The sequence below is a fragment of the Exiguobacterium sp. s192 genome (assembly GCF_018618795.1).
Classification (GTDB): Bacteria; Bacillota; Bacilli; order Exiguobacteriales; family Exiguobacteriaceae; genus Exiguobacterium_A; species Exiguobacterium_A undae.
This window is the reverse complement of record NZ_JACSMS010000008.1, coordinates 1-16426: the sequence shown is the minus strand read 5'-3', so window position 1 is coordinate 16426 and position 16426 is coordinate 1. Positions and strand designations below refer to the sequence as shown.

General features: G+C 50.0%; 16 protein-coding genes. 10 read left to right on the top strand and 6 right to left on the bottom strand.

All coding sequences use genetic code 11. From position 1 onward, the window contains the following. The first annotated feature begins 2 nt into the window (after positions 1–2). The 6 genes from flgK to KNP87_RS12610 all read left to right on the top strand — a co-directional run bounded on the left by flgK (position 3) and on the right by KNP87_RS12610 (position 4731). Positions 3–1529 (top strand): flagellar hook-associated protein FlgK, encoded by a 1527-nt coding sequence (gene flgK, locus KNP87_RS12635; protein ID WP_214721892.1) that lies wholly within the window; start codon positions 3–5, stop codon positions 1527–1529. 7 nt (positions 1530–1536) lie between these two features. After that, positions 1537–2499 (top strand): flagellar hook-associated protein FlgL, encoded by a 963-nt coding sequence (gene flgL, locus KNP87_RS12630; protein WP_028105743.1) that lies wholly within the window; start codon positions 1537–1539, stop codon positions 2497–2499. Positions 2500–2513: 14 nt separating this feature from the next. Further along, on the top strand, positions 2514–3092 hold the full coding sequence (locus KNP87_RS12625; RefSeq protein WP_214721891.1) for a DUF6470 family protein: 579 nt from the start codon (positions 2514–2516) through the stop codon (positions 3090–3092). A gap of 4 nt (positions 3093–3096) precedes the next feature. Next, the gene (gene fliW / locus KNP87_RS12620; RefSeq protein WP_026832118.1) at positions 3097–3537 is read left to right on the top strand and encodes a flagellar assembly protein FliW; all 441 of its coding nucleotides are present in this window, start codon (positions 3097–3099) and stop codon (positions 3535–3537) included. Beyond that, positions 3537–3770, top strand: a complete 234-nt coding sequence (gene csrA / locus KNP87_RS12615; RefSeq protein WP_026832119.1) for a carbon storage regulator CsrA — start codon at positions 3537–3539, stop codon at positions 3768–3770. Before fliW ends, csrA begins: the two co-directional genes overlap by 1 nt. Before the next feature lie 136 nt (positions 3771–3906). Further along, positions 3907–4731 carry a squalene/phytoene synthase family protein gene (locus KNP87_RS12610; RefSeq protein ID WP_026832120.1) on the top strand — a complete coding sequence of 275 codons (825 nt, stop codon included), beginning with the start codon at positions 3907–3909 and terminating at the stop codon, positions 4729–4731. Positions 4732–4785: 54 nt separating this feature from the next. Here KNP87_RS12610 and KNP87_RS12605 read toward each other — a convergent pair whose 3' ends face one another. The 4 genes from KNP87_RS12605 to KNP87_RS12590 all read right to left on the bottom strand — a co-directional run bounded on the left by KNP87_RS12605 (position 4786) and on the right by KNP87_RS12590 (position 11180). Further along, a complete protein-coding gene (locus tag KNP87_RS12605; RefSeq protein ID WP_214721890.1) occupies positions 4786–5688 on the bottom strand; it encodes an alpha/beta hydrolase in 903 nt (300 codons plus the stop codon). Between the two features lie 31 nt (positions 5689–5719). Beyond that, positions 5720–6601 (bottom strand): YitT family protein, encoded by an 882-nt coding sequence (locus KNP87_RS12600; RefSeq protein WP_026832122.1) that lies wholly within the window; start codon positions 6599–6601, stop codon positions 5720–5722. 81 nt (positions 6602–6682) lie between these two features. Next, positions 6683–9508, bottom strand: a complete 2826-nt coding sequence (locus KNP87_RS12595) for a sensor domain-containing protein (RefSeq protein WP_214721889.1) — start codon at positions 9506–9508, stop codon at positions 6683–6685. Between the two features lie 538 nt (positions 9509–10046). Further along, complete coding sequence (locus KNP87_RS12590) at positions 10047–11180, bottom strand: hypothetical protein (protein ID WP_214721888.1); 1134 nt, start codon at positions 11178–11180, stop codon at positions 10047–10049. Positions 11181–11309: 129 nt separating this feature from the next. Between KNP87_RS12590 and KNP87_RS12585 the strand changes: the two genes are divergently transcribed. Further along, complete coding sequence (locus KNP87_RS12585; RefSeq protein ID WP_214721887.1) at positions 11310–11969, top strand: response regulator transcription factor; 660 nt, start codon at positions 11310–11312, stop codon at positions 11967–11969. After that, entirely contained in the window at positions 11966–13234 is a 1269-nt protein-coding gene (locus KNP87_RS12580; RefSeq protein WP_214721886.1) for a HAMP domain-containing sensor histidine kinase, read from the top strand. The genes KNP87_RS12585 and KNP87_RS12580 overlap by 4 nt, the downstream gene beginning before the upstream one ends. A gap of 45 nt (positions 13235–13279) precedes the next feature. On the opposite strand, the gene KNP87_RS12575 is transcribed toward KNP87_RS12580, so the two are convergent. After that, entirely contained in the window at positions 13280–13783 is a 504-nt protein-coding gene (locus KNP87_RS12575; protein WP_026832127.1) for a hypothetical protein, read from the bottom strand. Positions 13784–13920: 137 nt separating this feature from the next. On the opposite strand from KNP87_RS12575, the gene KNP87_RS12570 reads away from it, so the two are divergent. Beyond that, positions 13921–14403: a hypothetical protein gene (locus KNP87_RS12570; protein ID WP_214721885.1), complete on the top strand. Its 483-nt coding sequence runs from the start codon at positions 13921–13923 to the stop codon at positions 14401–14403. Positions 14404–14480: 77 nt separating this feature from the next. After that, positions 14481–15311 (top strand): GNAT family N-acetyltransferase, encoded by an 831-nt coding sequence (locus KNP87_RS12565; RefSeq protein ID WP_214721884.1) that lies wholly within the window; start codon positions 14481–14483, stop codon positions 15309–15311. On the opposite strand, the gene KNP87_RS12560 is transcribed toward KNP87_RS12565, so the two are convergent. Continuing rightward, positions 15306–16426: IS1182 family transposase (locus KNP87_RS12560; protein ID WP_214721883.1), on the bottom strand; the 1121-nt coding region annotated here is incomplete at its 5' end. The two genes, KNP87_RS12565 and KNP87_RS12560, sit on opposite strands and share 6 nt — an antisense overlap.

Sequence of the window (16426 nt, the reverse complement as noted above, 5' to 3'; positions counted from 1 at the left end):
ACATGGGATCGACGTTCATGGGACTTGAGACCGGACGACGTGCACTGACGACGAATCAGTGGGCGCTCCAGTCGACAGGAAACAACATCGCCAATGCAGGGACTGTTGGCTTTTCACGCCAACGGTTGGTCATGGCAGCAACAGAACAATTGACATCCGCCATCGGAACGGGACGGATGGCTCAGATCGGAACCGGTGTCCGCGGAGAAATCCTCGAACGGGTCCGCGATGTCATGCTCGACAAACAATACCGCGACGAAGCGACGAAAACGGCTTATTACGGCACGAAAGAAGCCGCCTTCGGACGGATGGAAGATATCATCAACGAACCGTCGGATACGGGACTTGCCAAAGCGTTTGACGGTTTTTGGGAATCACTGCAGACGTTGTCGACGAATCCACAAGATTCCGGTGCCCGCAGTGTCGTCCGGCAAAAAGCCGAGACGTTGACGCAAACCTTTAACTATATGTCGAAATCACTCAGTCAGGTCAAAGAAGACTTGAAGAGTGAAATCGACGTTTCGACCAAAAAAGTGAATGATTTATTTACGAAAATCTACAACATCAATGCGGAAATCCATACGGTCGAACCGTTAGGTGTCTTGCCGAACGCATTGTATGACGAGCGGGATCGCTACATGGACGAACTGGCACAGTATGTCGACTTTGAGAAGGTATCGGTCGATGCCGACGCCATCATCCAAGGCAACATGGGAAATGCATCAAAAAGTGCCGAAGGACGGATCGATATCCTCGTCAAGTTACCGAACGGCGACAAGTTGCGTGCTGTCGATTCCGACTTGCCGCAGGCAGGTACGTTGGCGTTTACGACAAACGAAGACGGTCTGTACACAGGATTCAAAACGAACAGCCAGACGATCAGCTTTGATGACGCCGGCGGCTTCGCGAACGGACGGATCATCGGTTTGATTGAGATGTACGGACATATGAAAAACGGTGAGCCTGCCGGCGAGTTCGTCAAGATGCAGAGCAATCTGGACGAGATGGCGGTGACGTTCGCGACAGCCTTCAACGAGGCGCATGCCGCTAACATCAAAAAAGATAAGACGAACGGCACCAATCAATTTTTCGTCTCGACGAACGGTCCGGTGACGGCAGGAACGATTGCAGTCGGTCAAGAAATCAAGGCGAGTCTCGATAACATCGCGACGTCGACGGACGGCAACATTGGTGATAGTGCCGGTGCACTGAAGTTGGCCAACATTAAGACAACGAGCATCTTATTCGCAGCGTCTGCGACGACGACGACAATCGGCTCGTTTTACCAAAACGTCATCGGCGACATGGGAGTTGCGACGGATCAGGTCGGGCGACTCGGTCAAAGTTCTGCCGTCTTGATGGACAGTGCCGATCAACGGCGTATGTCCGTTTCAGCTGTCTCGATTGATGAAGAAATGACGATGATGATTCAGTATCAACATGCATACAACGCGGCAGCGCGTAATATCACGACGGTTGATGAGATGCTCGATAAAATCATCAACGGTATGGGAATCGTAGGACGGTGATGACTAAATGCGCGTAACACAGACGATGTTGACAAAAACAAATATCGGTTATTTATCGGCCAGTTATCAAAAGCTGAGCTCGATGCAGGAACAGTTGATCAGCGGGAAGAAAATCCAACGGCCGTCTGAAGATCCGGTCGTCGCGATGCAAGGCATCCGTTACCGGACGGAAGTCCGGGAAGTCGAACAATTCAAGAAAAACGTCAACGAAGCGACGGGCTGGATGGATTTAACGGATTCAGCGCTCGACGAAGTGACGTCGGCGATGAGCCGCGTTCGAGAATTGACGACGCAAGCTGCGACCGACACGTATGATGCGACGCAGCGAAAAGCGATTCAAAGCGAAGTCGGGCAATTGATTGAGCATATCGGGACGCTCGCCAATACGAAATACAATGAAAAAGGCATCTTCAACGGAACGAAGACGGATCAACCCTTCGTGTCGATTGAAGGATTACGCAACTATTTGTCGAGTTCGGATCAAGCGGTCGATACCGTCTTCACGGATGGGGATCCGGCAACAAAAGACAGTGAAATCATCCAGTATGAAATCTCGTCCGGCATTCAAGTTCAGGTCAACGTGTCGCCGACGGACATCTTTAGTCCGGAGACCTTCACGACGTTAAAAAAATTGTATGATGCCCTCGGCGGCGTTTCGGAAACCGGTGCTGCGACCGACAGTTCCAATAACGGAGCCCAGTTATCGGCGATGTTAAAAGACTTGGATTTGATGGTCAATCAGACGGTGGAAACACGGGCTGATCTCGGGGCACGTGTCAATCGGCTTGAACTGAATGCCTCACGCCTCGAAGATCAAGAAATCATCGTCAAGACAGTCATGTCGGACAATGAAGACATCGAAGCGGAAAAAGTCATCATGGAACTGAAATCGTACGAGACGTTACATCGTGCGGCACTCAGTGCAGGGGCACGGATCATTCAACCGACATTGCTTGATTTCTTACGTTAAGGGAGTGACGGGCGATGAATCTGCCACATCTTGAGATGCGTCAAACGTCTGCAAAAATCGGCATCAATACGACACGGGCGACGCTTGAGCAACGCCAAGCACCGGCGACGTTATCGATCGAACAGCCGAAGGGGAATCTGTCGATGGAGACGGTCGCGGCCCGACTTGAAATTGATTCGACCCAGGCGATGATTGAAGCGGGACGGATTCCGGCGCTCGAATCCGTCGAACGGTATGCAGCATTTGGACGGCAAATGGGACAACAGGCAACCGGTCAAGCTGCAGCCGAAGGGGATCAACTGATGCGGATCGAACAGGGCGGCAATGCGGTCGCCCGCGTCGCCAAATCACGTGATACACCTCCTGCCGAAGTAACGACACTCGGTTTTATACCGCGTAGTCTTGATCGTGTCAAAATCAATTACACACCGGCAGAAGTCCGGATCAACTATACGGCGGAGAAACCACGAATTGAGGTTCAAATCAACCGACCGGAGTTGAACGTCACGGAAGGTACGGTCGAAATTTATCTACGGGAACAAAATCAACTGGATATGTGGCCGGTCGGCGGCATATTCGATGGGGAAGGATAATCATATGCAAATCAACACGGATTTTTTTGGCACCGTTCAAGTAGACGAAAGTGAAATCATCACCTTCGCTTCGGAAGTACCGGGTTTTCCGGATGCACGACGTTTTATTCTGTTACCGTTCGGAGAAGGGATTCCGTTCTGGTCGTTCCAATCGATTGACCAGACCGAGTGTGCCTTTGTCGTGACGAATCCGTTTTGGATCGACCCGGAATATGTCTTTGAGTTGCCGGAGTCGGCGAAGGAGCAGCTTGGGATTCAGGAAACGGCACAAGTCGCGGTCTATACGACCGTCACGTTGCGGGAACCATTCCAGGAATCGACGACGAACCTGCGGGCACCGTTCGTCATGGAGACGAAACGCCGTCAAGCGAAACAGATCATTCTCGATGAAACGTATGCGAACCGACGGATGATCGGCAGTTTGACTGAAGTAGGTGGACGCTGATGCTCGTCTTAAAACGAAAAACCGGTGAGGCGATTCAAATCGGTGACGACATCGAATTGACGATTCTCGCAATCGAGGGCGACCAAGTCAAATTGGGGATCCATGCCCCGCGGCAGATTGATATTCACCGGAAGGAAATCTATCTGGCGATTCAAGACGAGAACGCCGAAGCTTCCCAAAGTACAGGTTTGATGAGTCAGTTGTTGAAGCAACGGACCGATACGGAAACTTGACCGACACTTCTTTTACTAGTTCGCTAGTAGAAGAAGTTTTTTTCATTCACAACGAAAAAAATGCTCATTTCTTTTGAATCGTGTATAGTAATGTAGAGAAAAGAAACCTTTTTGACTAAAGAGGGAGTGTAGTGGGATGAATGAGACGAAGCAGCTGAAGAAAGATGCGAATCGTGTATTAAAAGCGACGAGCCGGACCTTTTATATACCGATCAGCCGTCTGTCACAGGAATTGCAGGAGGCGGTAGGAGCCGCCTACTTATGTATGCGTGCGATCGACGAGATCGAGGATCACGAAGAACTGCCGACGGACGTCAAGACTACGCTATTGCGGGAAACGGCATTATTGATGCGGGGAACGTTCTCGGACGAGACGTATCGGGCGTTGATTGCACCGTACGCCGACCAGTTGCCGGAAGTGACGCTTCGTCTTTCAGAATGGATTGCTTATTGTCCGGAAGGAATCCGGTCGAAAGTGCTGGAATCGACAGCTGAGATGGCGGAAGGCATGGCAGTCTGGGCGGAGCGTGACTGGACGGTCAAGACAGCTGCGGACCTTGACGAATACACGTACTACGTTGCGGGACTCGTCGGTGTCATGTTGTCCGATATCTGGTACTGGAAAGCCGGCATCGTCACGGATAAACAACAGGCCATCGGTTTCGGTCGGGGCTTGCAAGCCGTCAACATCCTACGGAACCAACAGGAAGACGCCGAACGGGGTGTCGGTTATTTCCCACCGGGTTGGACGACGGAAACAATGTTTGACTATGCGCGTGACAACTTGGCAGAAGCGGATGCCTATCTCGCGTCGATTCCGAAACAGACGACAATCTACGAGTTTTGTAAAATTCCCCTGGCACTTGCGCACGGAACGCTCGATGCGCTTGCCCGCGGAAAAGAAAAACTCAGTCGTCCGGAAGTCTTGAAAATTGTTGGAAGTGCCGTCTTAAAACGCTAAATGCATCAAAAAGGAGACCTCGTTCACGCGGAACCGGGGTCTCCCTTTTTGTCGTTATCGAATATCTTCGAGGTAGGACAGGACTTTTTCTTCGTATGCTTGACGGTCATGTTTATAGGATTGGACATGTCCATCGTTTTCCGTGACATAGAGTTCCGACCGGGGCGCTGCTTTTTGCAACCGCATGCTTTCCGTGACCGGAATCGCGTCATCGTCTTTCCCGTGAATCATCAAAATCGGGTACTCGATGCGACGGATCGCTTCAACCGGTTGGACCCGTTCCGGATTGAGCCCGGTCAAAGGCGGGGTGACTTGTAAGATGACCGGCGTGAACGGGAAGTTCGGCAATCCGCTCCAGACCGGCAGATTCGTTTCGAGATAGTTTTTGAGGTCGCTGAACGGACTGTCGGCGATGACACCGGCGACTTCCGCTTTTGGTGCCGTGACGAGTGAGGTCGCAGCCCCCATCGAGATACCATAAAGGACAACCGGTTCCGAGGCGCGTGACTTCGCATAGTTCACAGCGGTCAACAAATCATCCTGTTCCTTGGCACCAACCGTGACCCGTTTTCCGTCCGATTCACCGGATCCCCGAAAATCGAATGTCAGCACGTTGTAGCCGGCTTGATTAAATTTCTTAAATAACGGGAGCACCGGCAAATCGTTTTGTTCCCGGTTTTTCCCGTAACCATGGGCAAACACGATGGTCAGCTTGGCGTCTTCGCTGGGAATCCACCACCCGGACAAACGTGTCCGGTCCTTAACGGAACGGAATGATACATTTTCATAAGCAAGTCCTTCTGCTTTTTTCGGATTGGTCGTCAACGGTTCCTTTGCCGGCTCCGTCAGTGACGAACCGACATAGGCCGAGATGCCGACGATGGCGATGAGGACTAAAACAATTAAGACAATCAGTCCGGCAATCAGTTTCTTACGGTGTTTCTTCAACAACGACACGACAATCCTCCCTTTCTTCGACAGCGGTAGGTTAGTGGATATCTTTTTTCTTGAAGCGTCCGCCGTGGACATCGTGGATGTTCCCGATGGCGATGAAGGCTCCTTCATCAAAGTCGCGGACGATTTCTTTTAACTTCGTTTCTTCCAAGCGACTGATGACACAAAAGATGATCTTTTTGTCATCTCCGGAAAAGGCGCCTTCCCCGTTTAAATACGTCATCGTCCGACCGAGCCGGTCCATGATGGCAAGTCCAATCTCTTCATGATTTTCCGAGATGATCCAGACACTTTTCGATTGGTCGAGTCCGTCAATGACGACATCAATCGTCTTGAAGGCGATGAAGTAAGTAATCAAGGAATACATCGCCCGGTCCCAACCAAAGACGAAACCGGCGGCTCCTAAAATGAAAACGTTAAAGAACATGACGATTTCACCGACGGAGAAGGGGGTCGATCGGCTGAACGAGACGGCTAAGATTTCCGTCCCGTCGAGCGACCCGCTCGCCCGGATGACGATGCCGACACCGATTCCGAGAATCAGTCCCCCGAACACCGTCGCAAGCAAATCGACCCGTGTCATCGGACCGATGTCTTCGAGTAATTTGGTCGCGACCGCCATGATTGTGATGGCATACAGTGTGGATAAAGCAAAGGTTTTTCCGATTTGTTTATAACCAAAAAAGATGAACGGAATATTGAGGAAAAACAGCCAGAGGGCAAGTGTCGAATCCGTCAGCTTGGAGCCGATGATCGAGATCCCGACGATGCCGCCGTCGATGATGCTGTTTGGGACAAGAAACCCTTTTAATCCAATCGCAAAAATGACCGCTCCAATCGTCAATAACAACAGGCGGCGTACCAGTTGCCATTTCGTTGACCGGCGGTGTCGTTTGGCCTGTTCAGTCGCAGGCATCGAATCCCTCCCTTTTTCAGCACTTTTCATTACTATAACAAAAAAGCACTAAGGCGCGCGAGAACGACCTTAGTGCGATGCTTATTCTTTGTAGCGTAATGACTGGAAAAACCGTAAGACAAGTTCTGCTTCCTGTGTCGTCGTGTATTCGCCGACGTACTGCCCCTGTTCGATCGCTGTGACCGTCAAGGTGCAGGAGACAAGTTGAATCCCTTCAAACAGACGCACTTCAAACGTCGCGCTTTGCAACGGGAGTGGCGTATCCGTTGTGAAGTACAGAAACCGGGTGCTGGTGCGATGAGCCTTGATGTCCGAAAAGCCTAAATCAAGTGCTTGATTTTGGTGTTTCAGCATCTTGATTTTTCCTTGAACCGAGAAGCTCGGCACACTGTCTTCCGCAAGCGAACAGGCTTCGATCGGATACAAGACTTCCCGCAGCAAATAACTTTCCATCACGTTGGCTGAGACCGGTTTACTAAACAGGTAGCCTTGGATGTTCGGACAATTGAGCGCCCGGAACGTCTCGAGTTGGCGCAGTGTCTCGATGCCTTCTGCAACGACGGATAAATTGAATTCCATTGCCATGTAGAGAATACTTTTGACGATCGCCTGCGCCTTGGCATCGTCTGCGATATGCGTCGCGAACTGGCGGTCAATCTTGACGACATTGATCGGATACCGTTGCAGATACACCATCGATGAATAGCCTTTACCGAAATCATCGAGGGCAATCCGGACACCGATCTGACTGACGTATTCGAGCGTCCGACTGATGTTCGGATCGTCCATAATCAAGGCGGCTTCCGTGATTTCAAGCTCCAGCAAGTGGGGCGACAAGTTATATTTGGTCAGGACTTGTTCGATTTGATGTTCAAATCCGGGAATCAAAAAGCGTTTCGGTGAGACGTTGACCGAAATCGGAATCGCCGGTGCCCCGGCACGTGCCCACTGCTTCATCGTTTTACAGGCGGTGTCGACGACCCAGTCACCGATGGCGACATGGAGCGCACTTTCTTCCGCAAGCGGGATAAAATCATTTGGCGGAATACGCCCCCATTCCGGGTGTTGCCAGCGGATCAAGGCTTCGAGACCGATGATTTTTCCAGTCCAACTGTCGACCTTCGGTTGATACTCGAGAAACAGCTCTTCCCGTTCGATGGCATAATGTAAATCCTGTTCCAGCCGGTAACGGCGGTAATAGTCGATGTCGAGATTCGAGGCGTAATGATGCAAGGCGCTGTGATTTTCACGCCGTGAACGCCGCAGTGCCGTATAGGAATGTTTCATCAGCTCAATCGGGTCATCACTGTCGTCAGGGAAGCGGCTGACGCCGATCGAGACGCGGGCAAACAAGGCATACGGTTCGATTAAAATCGGTTCGGCGGATAACCCCAGTAACATGTCAGCACATGAGGTGACATCTTCCTTGTAGCTTGACGGAATCAGCATCGCGTACTCGTCCCCGCCGAGATGACCAAAAAAGATTTCTTTTGGTTTCGATGAATAAAGCAGGCTGCTGGTCGCTTGAATCCATTGATCGCCGGTCGCATGACCAAACGCGTTGTTGATATCCGTGATCCGGTTGAACGAGATCGAGAGAATCGAAAAGTTAATGCCTTGTTGCATCCAGTCTCGAATCGTATCCGTCAACGACAGCCGATTCGGCAAACCGGTGATCGAGTCATGCATCGCGAGTTGCTGCAACCGTTCCTCGTACTCTTTTTGCAAGGTGATATCGTGCATGATGCTGTTCGTATAGGCAATCGTTCCATCGAGTTGGAAGACGGGAATCTGTTGATCCTCGATCCATTTGCGACGTCCATCCGGAAACAGCAGTCGATACTGGATTGTGCCGGATTTCCCGGACGTCAGTCGTTTGATGAATCGTTTCATCGCCGCTCTGTCACGCGGATCCAGTCGCTCAAACAGCCAGTCTTGACTGAGAATCAAGTCTTTTGGCAACTCCTCGAAAATCTGGAAGAAGCCTTTGGAATGAAACAGCAGCCGTCCGTTCGATAAATCGATTTGCGAGATCGCTGCCTCGAGCGCCTCATAAATTTCTTTTGTTTGTTCACGTTCCATTTTCAGTTGACGCCGGACGTCATCGACTTCCGACAAATCGTACAGAATCACGGAAATCGGACCGTTCAAACCGTCGCGTCGTAACGCTTTTAAACGTAAGAGTTGGTACTCTTGATTGGCGTTCAGCACCGACACCTCTTGTTCAAAGGTCTCGATTTCGCCGTCCAGCAACCGGATCATCTGGAAACGGAGCGGATCGAAGTCACGCGGGTGAATCCGTTGGTGCACCTGTTCATTTGACAGGTGTTTGGGGTTCGCCGGATCGAGACCTAAGTAGTTAATCAAGGACGGGGAATACTCGATGGTCCGCGTCGATGAATCATATGTGAAAACGACCAGTTCCGGAATCTGTTCCGTCAGTTCAAGCTGGGAACGGATTTGCGCGACATCATCCTCAAGTTGTTTTTCGCGGGTGATATCGCGGGCAACCCCATAGACCCCGACAATCTGACCGTCTTGTTCAATCGGCATGTTGGTGATCTTCAATGTCAGCCGATGTTGATCGACGTGCAGTCCTTGCGCCGTATAATGGACGGTTTCCCCGGCAAGGGCACGGTTGAAGAAGGCAGTCACGGCCTCAATTTGTTCCGGTGGATTGAAGACGGCAAAGTGCTCATACAAAGTATCTTCCGAATAACCGAGCATCAGTGGAAGATATTCGTTAAAGTAAATAATTTCACCGAGGTGATTGAAGAAAAAGACAGCATCCGTCGTCTGTTGAAAAAACGGCTCCACACGTTCCGGATGTGACAGTTCTAATCCACCGATCAACAAGGGGGATGTGGACGAACGACTGAGTCGTTGCATCGCATTGAAAAAAGTCATGGCTGAATCTCCTCACTCGAATTTTTGGCTCTCTTTCTAGTATCGGAGTATCGGTCCCTGAATTGCAATCAAAGTTCGGCAGATAGACTTATTTTTCAAAAAAAGTGAATCATTTTCTGGGGAATGAGCAAAAAGGGAGAGCGGGGCGACTGTGTCCACGTTCTTTCGCTCGCTTTTCTCGGGCGGAACGGAAGCCGCGGTCGTCTTGACAGTCGACCGGGTCTCCCTTGTTCCTGACGGAAGCAAAGCTTCCTTTTCCCGTAGAAGTCGAGCTTCGAACGTGGACACAACCGTCTTATGTGATTCGCGGATTGAAAGGCAAAGAGAAAAAAATAAAAATAAAAGACGATAAGAGAAGATAAGGTCATAAATCGTAAAGAACATAAATAAAGACAAAAAGACAAAAAGACAAAAAGACAAAAAGACAAAAAGACAAAAAGACAAAAAGACAAAAAGACAAAAAGACAAAAAGACAAACCTGATCACGCTCCACTTGGTGTGAAGGCGGACTTGGTTTGTCATGATTTTTAAGGTGTAATCAGATGGCTAAGTCGACAGACGTGTCGCTGGCATTTGGATCGGCTTGTTCAGATCGGTCGGACTCGTTCATTCCGTGATGACGTCCCGGACCGTGTCCGCCGCGGGGACCTTGCTGTAAGTCGTCATAGCTTGAGACTTCATCGGCACGTCCTTGCATTCGTTCTTTAATGGCTGCTGCTTGTTTTTTCGTAATGGCACCACTTTTGACTTTTGCCTCAATCGCTTTTGTCTGTTCCGCAAGCACGGCCTGTTCGAATTTTGCGAACGAGACGTTATTTGCTTCCGCAAATTCCGGTAACGATTGATCGGCTGCTTTGAACTTGGTTTCATCGAGGTTCAGTCGTTTGAGGATGGCAGAGGTCGTATCGCCAAACACGTCGTGACCGCGTCCGCCGTGTTCACCCGGTCCGTGCTGTCCGCGTTCCGGCAGGTCGTCGTAACTGTTGGCATCGGAAAATTCCTCCGTCAGCCGTTCTTTGATGTCCGTTGCCTGTTTTTTCGTCATCTTTCCGTCCTTGACGAATTGATCGAGTTGCGTCGTCTGAGCGGCAAGCAAAGCTTTTTTGTAGTCGGCGAACTTGATTGCTTGAGCCTTCGCGTAAGCGGCGAGTGATTGGTTCGCGGCGTCAAATTTATCCTGGCTCAGACCAAGTGCTTTTAAGACGTCAGCAATCAACGATTCATTGAAGAAACCGCCTTTGTCACCGTGATGTCCTTTTGGCATCTGCTCTTTCAGCTCGGCGTAACTTGAGACACCACTGAATCGTTCCGTATGGTGTTTTAACATATCGGCTGCCTGCGATTTCGTTAAGTCACCCGATGTGACGAGCGAAGCGAGTTGTTCTTTGGCGGCGGCGAGCTCCGCTTTTTTATAGTCCGTAAACGAGATGCCTTTTTGTTTGGCAAGATCAGCAATCGATTGCCCTTTTTCCCGGGCTGTCTCGACCTGTTGTTCGGTCAGATTGAGTTTTTTGAGTAATAACGTCAAGTCGAGTCGTTTCATCCCTTCAAAATGCGGACGTTCGGATTTTGTAGCCGTATCGCTGTCGTTTGTCGCAGCATACGCCGAAGCTCCTCCTACGGTTAAAGCGCTGATGGTCAGTGCGGTGATCCATTGTTTTTTGAATTTCATGGGTGATCACTCCTTTCACCTTTTATGTTAGCGGGCGAGAGAATCAAAGTTGTGAGGAAGTTGCAAAGAAATCGCGAAGAAAGACCAAGCGCTTAAAAAAGACGGTACACTACAAATGGAGGGATGAAGATGAAGATTTTAGTGATTGAAGATGAACTGAAACTGGCGCAAGTCACGGAACGTTTTTTACGGCATCATGGTTATGTCGTCACGATCGCGGGATCACTGGCGGAAGCAAAAACGAGCTTAAGTTCGAATCAGTTTGACGCCGTGCTCGTCGATGTCCGCCTGCCGGACGGGGACGGTTGGTCACTTGTTCCGTCAATCAAAACCAGGCAACCGGCACCGGTCGTCTTTATGTTGACGTCACGCGGGGAAGCGGACGACCGGGTATTTGGGCTGGAACTCGGCGCCGACGACTATCTCGTCAAACCGGTTGTTCTAAAGGAGTTGATCATTCGACTGGAGCGGGCGTTGAAGCAACGTGTGCCAGCCGGACGACAGTTAGGGGACGTGACGATTGACGAAAAAGCACGTCAGGTCAAAAGTGGCGCGGAGACAATCAGTCTCGCGAAGATGGAATTTGAATTGCTCGTCTACTTTATGGAGCATCTCGGTGAGGCACTGAGCCGAGATCAAATTCTCGATGACGTCTGGGGTTACACGTTTGGCGGCGATACGCGGACGGTTGATACCCATGTCAAACAGTTACGAGATAAGCTGCCGACCGTCAAACAACAGTTGAAGACGGTGCATCGGGTCGGGTACCGGTTGGAGGCGATCGAATGAGTAAATTGATGCGGAAGTTTTTACTCGCCGTCATCGCTCCGTTATTGATCATGGGGGTGCTCAGTTTTGGTCTGACAGCGTTTCTCGTCAACCGGTTTGCCGAAGACGAACGCTACAGTCAACTGGCGCGGGAAGCGAATATCATCGAAGAAGCGCTGACAGAAAATCGACCGGTCCCGCGTGAGATTCAAGGCTTCATCACGACAGACGGCGTGACGGAACGGATTGGCGGGCGTGGTCGGCAAGTCGTCGACTTACCGATTTTAGAGGACTTGCAACAAGAGGACGTGATCGAAGTTCAAGGCAATCGTCTGTTGACCTATCAGGTGACAAACGGGGAAACGGTCATCACGACGATTCGGGAAGCACCGCTTGCGAGCAGTGCGCTCGACGGCGTCTATGTGGCGATTGGCGTCGCCTTTCTCGTGACGCTGTTGCTCGCGGCAGGACTTGCCTACTATATGGGACGGCAGTTCATTCGCCCGATCATTGACTTACGAGCCGTTGCCCAGCAGATCGGCGACGGACAAAAAGACGTTGTGTTACCGGATCGACCAAACGATGAAGTCGGCGAATTGATCAGTGCCGTGGACGAGATGCAGGAACAATTGATACAAAAAGAGGTCTTACAGAAATCGTTTATCGCCGGTATTACGCATGATTTACGGACGCCGCTTGCCATCATCCGCAACGAAACAGAAGCTCTTGCGGCAGGAGTGATTCCGGTCGAAGAGTTGCCGGAGGTGACCGACAGTATCATCGAGGAGACGGATCGATTAGGTCTCTTGATTGACGAGACACTGGTCTACTCGAAACTGGCCGGCGGAATGATGCCGCTTGACCGAACGGAAGTACAGCTTGATCGGCTGGTGCAGGAAACGGTCGAACGCCTGCAGTCGATGTTCCAAAAAGACGGTCTCCGTTTGACGGTTGTAACGGAACCGGTTCAAGAATTCCTTGACCGCCGGATGTTCGAGCGGGTCCTCGTCAATTTCCTGATGAATGCGCACGTCGCTGCCCCAAGTGGGAGTGAAGTCCGGGTCCGGCTGATGTCAAACGAGCTGACGGTTGAAGATGCCGGAAGTGGTGTCGCAGAGGCGGATCGGGCGACGATTTGGGATCTTTACGTCAAACAAGCCGGTGGTTCCGGACATGGACTGGGTCTTGCGATCAGCCGGTTGATTCTCGATAGTCACGGCTTGACGTATGGCGTTCAAGACAGTGAACTCGGCGGCGCCTGCTTTTATGTCCGGTTCGAAGAATAAAAAATGTCCCACTCCTCATACGTGATGAAGGGCGGGACGTGTAGTTCATTCAGAATCGTTTGCTTGGACGAGGCTTGGTTTGACGAGTGTATAAAATTCATCACTCATCCCGACGCGGCTGCCCATCTGGCAAGCCAGTTCAAGTGTTTCTTGGTAGAATTTCGCGACCAGGTTATGGTTTTTGATGTGCATGTCCTTCATCGCTTTTTCGACACCGAGGACAACTTTCGCGATTTGATCATCGGCATCATTCCGGACAGGAACGACGTTTTCCGGAAGATCAACTTCTTTGTCGTGTCCGTTAAAACGGAACGACGCTCCGAATCCAAGGTGTTCGAGGAAGAAATGCGGTAACAATTTACCGGCGAAGAACTGGTGCCACTCTGATTCTTTCATCGTGTCCATGTCACGTTTGAATGATGTCGTCGCGAGTGCGTAGCGGTCATGTGTATCTTTCATGAACTTCTCGAGGATTGGTACCTGCATCGCAAACGAATTCTTCAGCAGATTATCGAGCTGTTCTTGCGTTAATTGTTCTTGTTCAGCCATCAGTTTAACCCCATTTCGTTTCGTTAGTTCTATCGTAAGAAATTTAGACAATTCCGTCAAATCTTTTTCAAGAATAGAGTTTACCTATTTCACAAAAGGGAATTCTTCTACTATCGAAGAGTCAAGGGGGAGTTAGCATGAAACGAGTAGCAATGACAGGGGTATTAATCGGGGCATGTCTAATTCCAGTGACAGCTTTCGGTGCCAGTAACGTGACGTACAAAACAGGAACGATTCAAAATAAAGAGTTCGGTTATTCCGTCAAGGCGACGACGGCGTTGCAAACGGCCATCAAGCAGGATAAAGTCGAGCTCGTCAAAAACAAAACCGTGAAGTCGAAATACGGCACCGTGACACGTAGCGGAACGTTTTCGCTTTATTATAAGGTAAAGGGGAAAGATCAGTTGCTCGTCAACTTGAACTTTGAACCGAAGAAATTGTCAAAAAAACAATTTGAGAAACAAGTCGGATTCGGCACGTATCTCGGCACAAAAGGCAACAAAACGTATTATTACGTCCAGCCGACCGAAGCCGTCAAAGGGGCAGTCGGCAAAGCGAAAATCGCCAACTTGATCACAAGTGACGTTCCGGCGATGATGAAGACATTTAAATTAAAATGAGAAAACTGCAAGGAGCACCAGCTTTTGCTAGTGCTTTTTTTGATGGTTCGATATAGTAAAGGTTGAGGTGAAGTGAAATGGAATGGACAGTATCAGAAGTCAAACAAACAACAGAAGTTCTACAACTTGAGAAATGTGTGAATGATCACGATGGCATTGAATTAAAAGTCGCGGCAGATTGGGTCGGACAAAACGATTTTGCTGTTTATGACGATACGAAATTGATTGGTTATCTGCAAGCATTTGCTTACTTACCGACGGAATGGGAAATCAATGTCTTCGTCGATCCGGATTACCGGAAGCAGGGTGTCTTCAAGACACTTGTCGAAGCGGCGAAAGAAGCAGCCCGTCCGCAAGGCGTCGAAGCGTTTACGTTCGTCATTGATGATGCGAGTAAATCAGGTCAGGCTGTCCTTGGTCAGCTCGGTGCGGAGTACCGGATGACGGAATACAACATGGTCTTGAAAAAAGCTCAGTTGTTCTTAAAAGCGGATCCGGATTTCGAACTGCGGGAAGCAACAAAGGACGATCGTCCGTTCATCGTCGAGACACTCGGTTCATCGTTCGGGAACACAGCCGATGAAGCGGAATCGATCTATCAGGCGATTGAGTCGGAGGATCGCATCACGTTCATCGGTGTCGCAAACGGCAAGCCGGTTGGTGTCATTCGGGCGTACTTGGCTTCTGAGACACAAGCGAGCATCCATGCGTTTGCCGTTCGTCCGGAAGCGCAAGGCAACGGCTATGGCAAAAAGATGTTGAAGCTGATGGTCCAGGCAATGTTCCGCACAGGTCGGACGCAGCTTGAACTGGATGTCGAGACGGATAACGCGCGGGCGCTGGATCTCTATAAAGAGGCTGGATTCGTGGTTGGGCGTGGTTATCAGTTCCACGTGCTCGGATTATAAGAAGATTGAAGGAAAGTCCACGACAGTGGACTTTTCAGATCGTAGACAAACCCTCATTTCAACGTTGAAATGAGGGTTTGTCTTATGTAGTCGTATAAAGTGATGTGAAAAATAAGGATTCCCACCGGAATCCCATGACCAGTTCGCTAATTTTTTGAGGTTCAGGGCACTAAAAGTAAGCATCGCTTGTAGCGTTGTTTTTTTCAGACCACGATATCGGGCCCAACGCATGCCATGCTTTTCTTTTGCATCTGCGAAGACGCGTTCGATTGTCTCCTGTCGTTTTCGATACAATGAACGATTCACGGAAGTATGCCGTAAATGCTCCACCTCATCCATTGCTTCCTGCCAGACATGACGCAGGATCATTTTTTTATTCTCTTGGCTCTTCGTGCATCTTGAAAGAAAAGAGCACGACGCACAGATTGTGGGGGCAGAGACGTATTCCTGATAGCCCTCTCGATTGGTCGTCCGATAACGAAGAACTTGATTCTTAGGACACAAATAACAGTCATAGTATTCGTCGTAATAGAAGTCTTTCGTTTTGAACATTCCTTTCACCCCTCTGGGGCGGTTATAAGGAAAAACTGGTAAGATGTTTCGTTGAAGGAGATGACGTGCGAGTTGGACGGTCTTGTAGGCAGAGTCAGCTACGACAGCGAATGGCTGACCAAAACGATGACTGACGGACTCAAGAAGAGGTTCAAGCATTTTACTGTCATGTACATTGCCAGGTGTGAGGATCAGTCCAAGTACGAAGCCATTTCGATCACAGGCTGTATGGCAAGAATAAGCGAATAGTCGTTCACGTTCCCCCTTCACGTAATAACCACTCTCGGAATCTGTCGTACTTTCCTTGATTTCCCTTGTTTCAAGACGGCTCTCCTTGGGGGGGAAGGGCTTTTTTCCATGAAGTACCCGATCCTCGTTGATTTCCAGGTCGAGTTCTTCTTTATACTGTTGGATAGCGCGACGGACAATCTTTTTTTTCTTGAACTTCCGTTTGTTCGCGTTCGCCTTGATGTGTGTGGAATCCATGAATAGGACCGAAGGGTCCACGAACCCAGCATCGACAGCTTGTGAGAGGATACGATAAAAGATGGTTTCGAACACAT

What these genes read in the sequence shown, in the direction of transcription:
- KNP87_RS12600 (WP_026832122.1), bottom strand. Translation starts at nt 6,601, where the DNA reads ATGCCTGCGACTGAACAGGCCAAACGACACCGCCGGTCAACGAAATGG.
- KNP87_RS12585 (WP_214721887.1), top strand. Translation starts at nt 11,310, where the DNA reads ATGAAGATTTTAGTGATTGAAGATGAACTGAAACTGGCGCAAGTCACG.
- csrA (WP_026832119.1), top strand. Translation starts at nt 3,537, where the DNA reads ATGCTCGTCTTAAAACGAAAAACCGGTGAGGCGATTCAAATCGGTGAC.
- KNP87_RS12625 (WP_214721891.1), top strand. Translation starts at nt 2,514, where the DNA reads ATGAATCTGCCACATCTTGAGATGCGTCAAACGTCTGCAAAAATCGGC.
- flgK (WP_214721892.1), top strand. Translation starts at nt 3, where the DNA reads ATGGGATCGACGTTCATGGGACTTGAGACCGGACGACGTGCACTGACG.
- KNP87_RS12590 (WP_214721888.1), bottom strand. Translation starts at nt 11,180, where the DNA reads ATGAAATTCAAAAAACAATGGATCACCGCACTGACCATCAGCGCTTTA.
- KNP87_RS12570 (WP_214721885.1), top strand. Translation starts at nt 13,921, where the DNA reads ATGAAACGAGTAGCAATGACAGGGGTATTAATCGGGGCATGTCTAATT.
- KNP87_RS12565 (WP_214721884.1), top strand. Translation starts at nt 14,481, where the DNA reads ATGGAATGGACAGTATCAGAAGTCAAACAAACAACAGAAGTTCTACAA.
- flgL (WP_028105743.1), top strand. Translation starts at nt 1,537, where the DNA reads ATGCGCGTAACACAGACGATGTTGACAAAAACAAATATCGGTTATTTA.
- KNP87_RS12575 (WP_026832127.1), bottom strand. Translation starts at nt 13,783, where the DNA reads ATGGCTGAACAAGAACAATTAACGCAAGAACAGCTCGATAATCTGCTG.
- KNP87_RS12610 (WP_026832120.1), top strand. Translation starts at nt 3,907, where the DNA reads ATGAATGAGACGAAGCAGCTGAAGAAAGATGCGAATCGTGTATTAAAA.
- fliW (WP_026832118.1), top strand. Translation starts at nt 3,097, where the DNA reads ATGCAAATCAACACGGATTTTTTTGGCACCGTTCAAGTAGACGAAAGT.
- KNP87_RS12580 (WP_214721886.1), top strand. Translation starts at nt 11,966, where the DNA reads ATGAGTAAATTGATGCGGAAGTTTTTACTCGCCGTCATCGCTCCGTTA.
- KNP87_RS12595 (WP_214721889.1), bottom strand. Translation starts at nt 9,508, where the DNA reads ATGACTTTTTTCAATGCGATGCAACGACTCAGTCGTTCGTCCACATCC.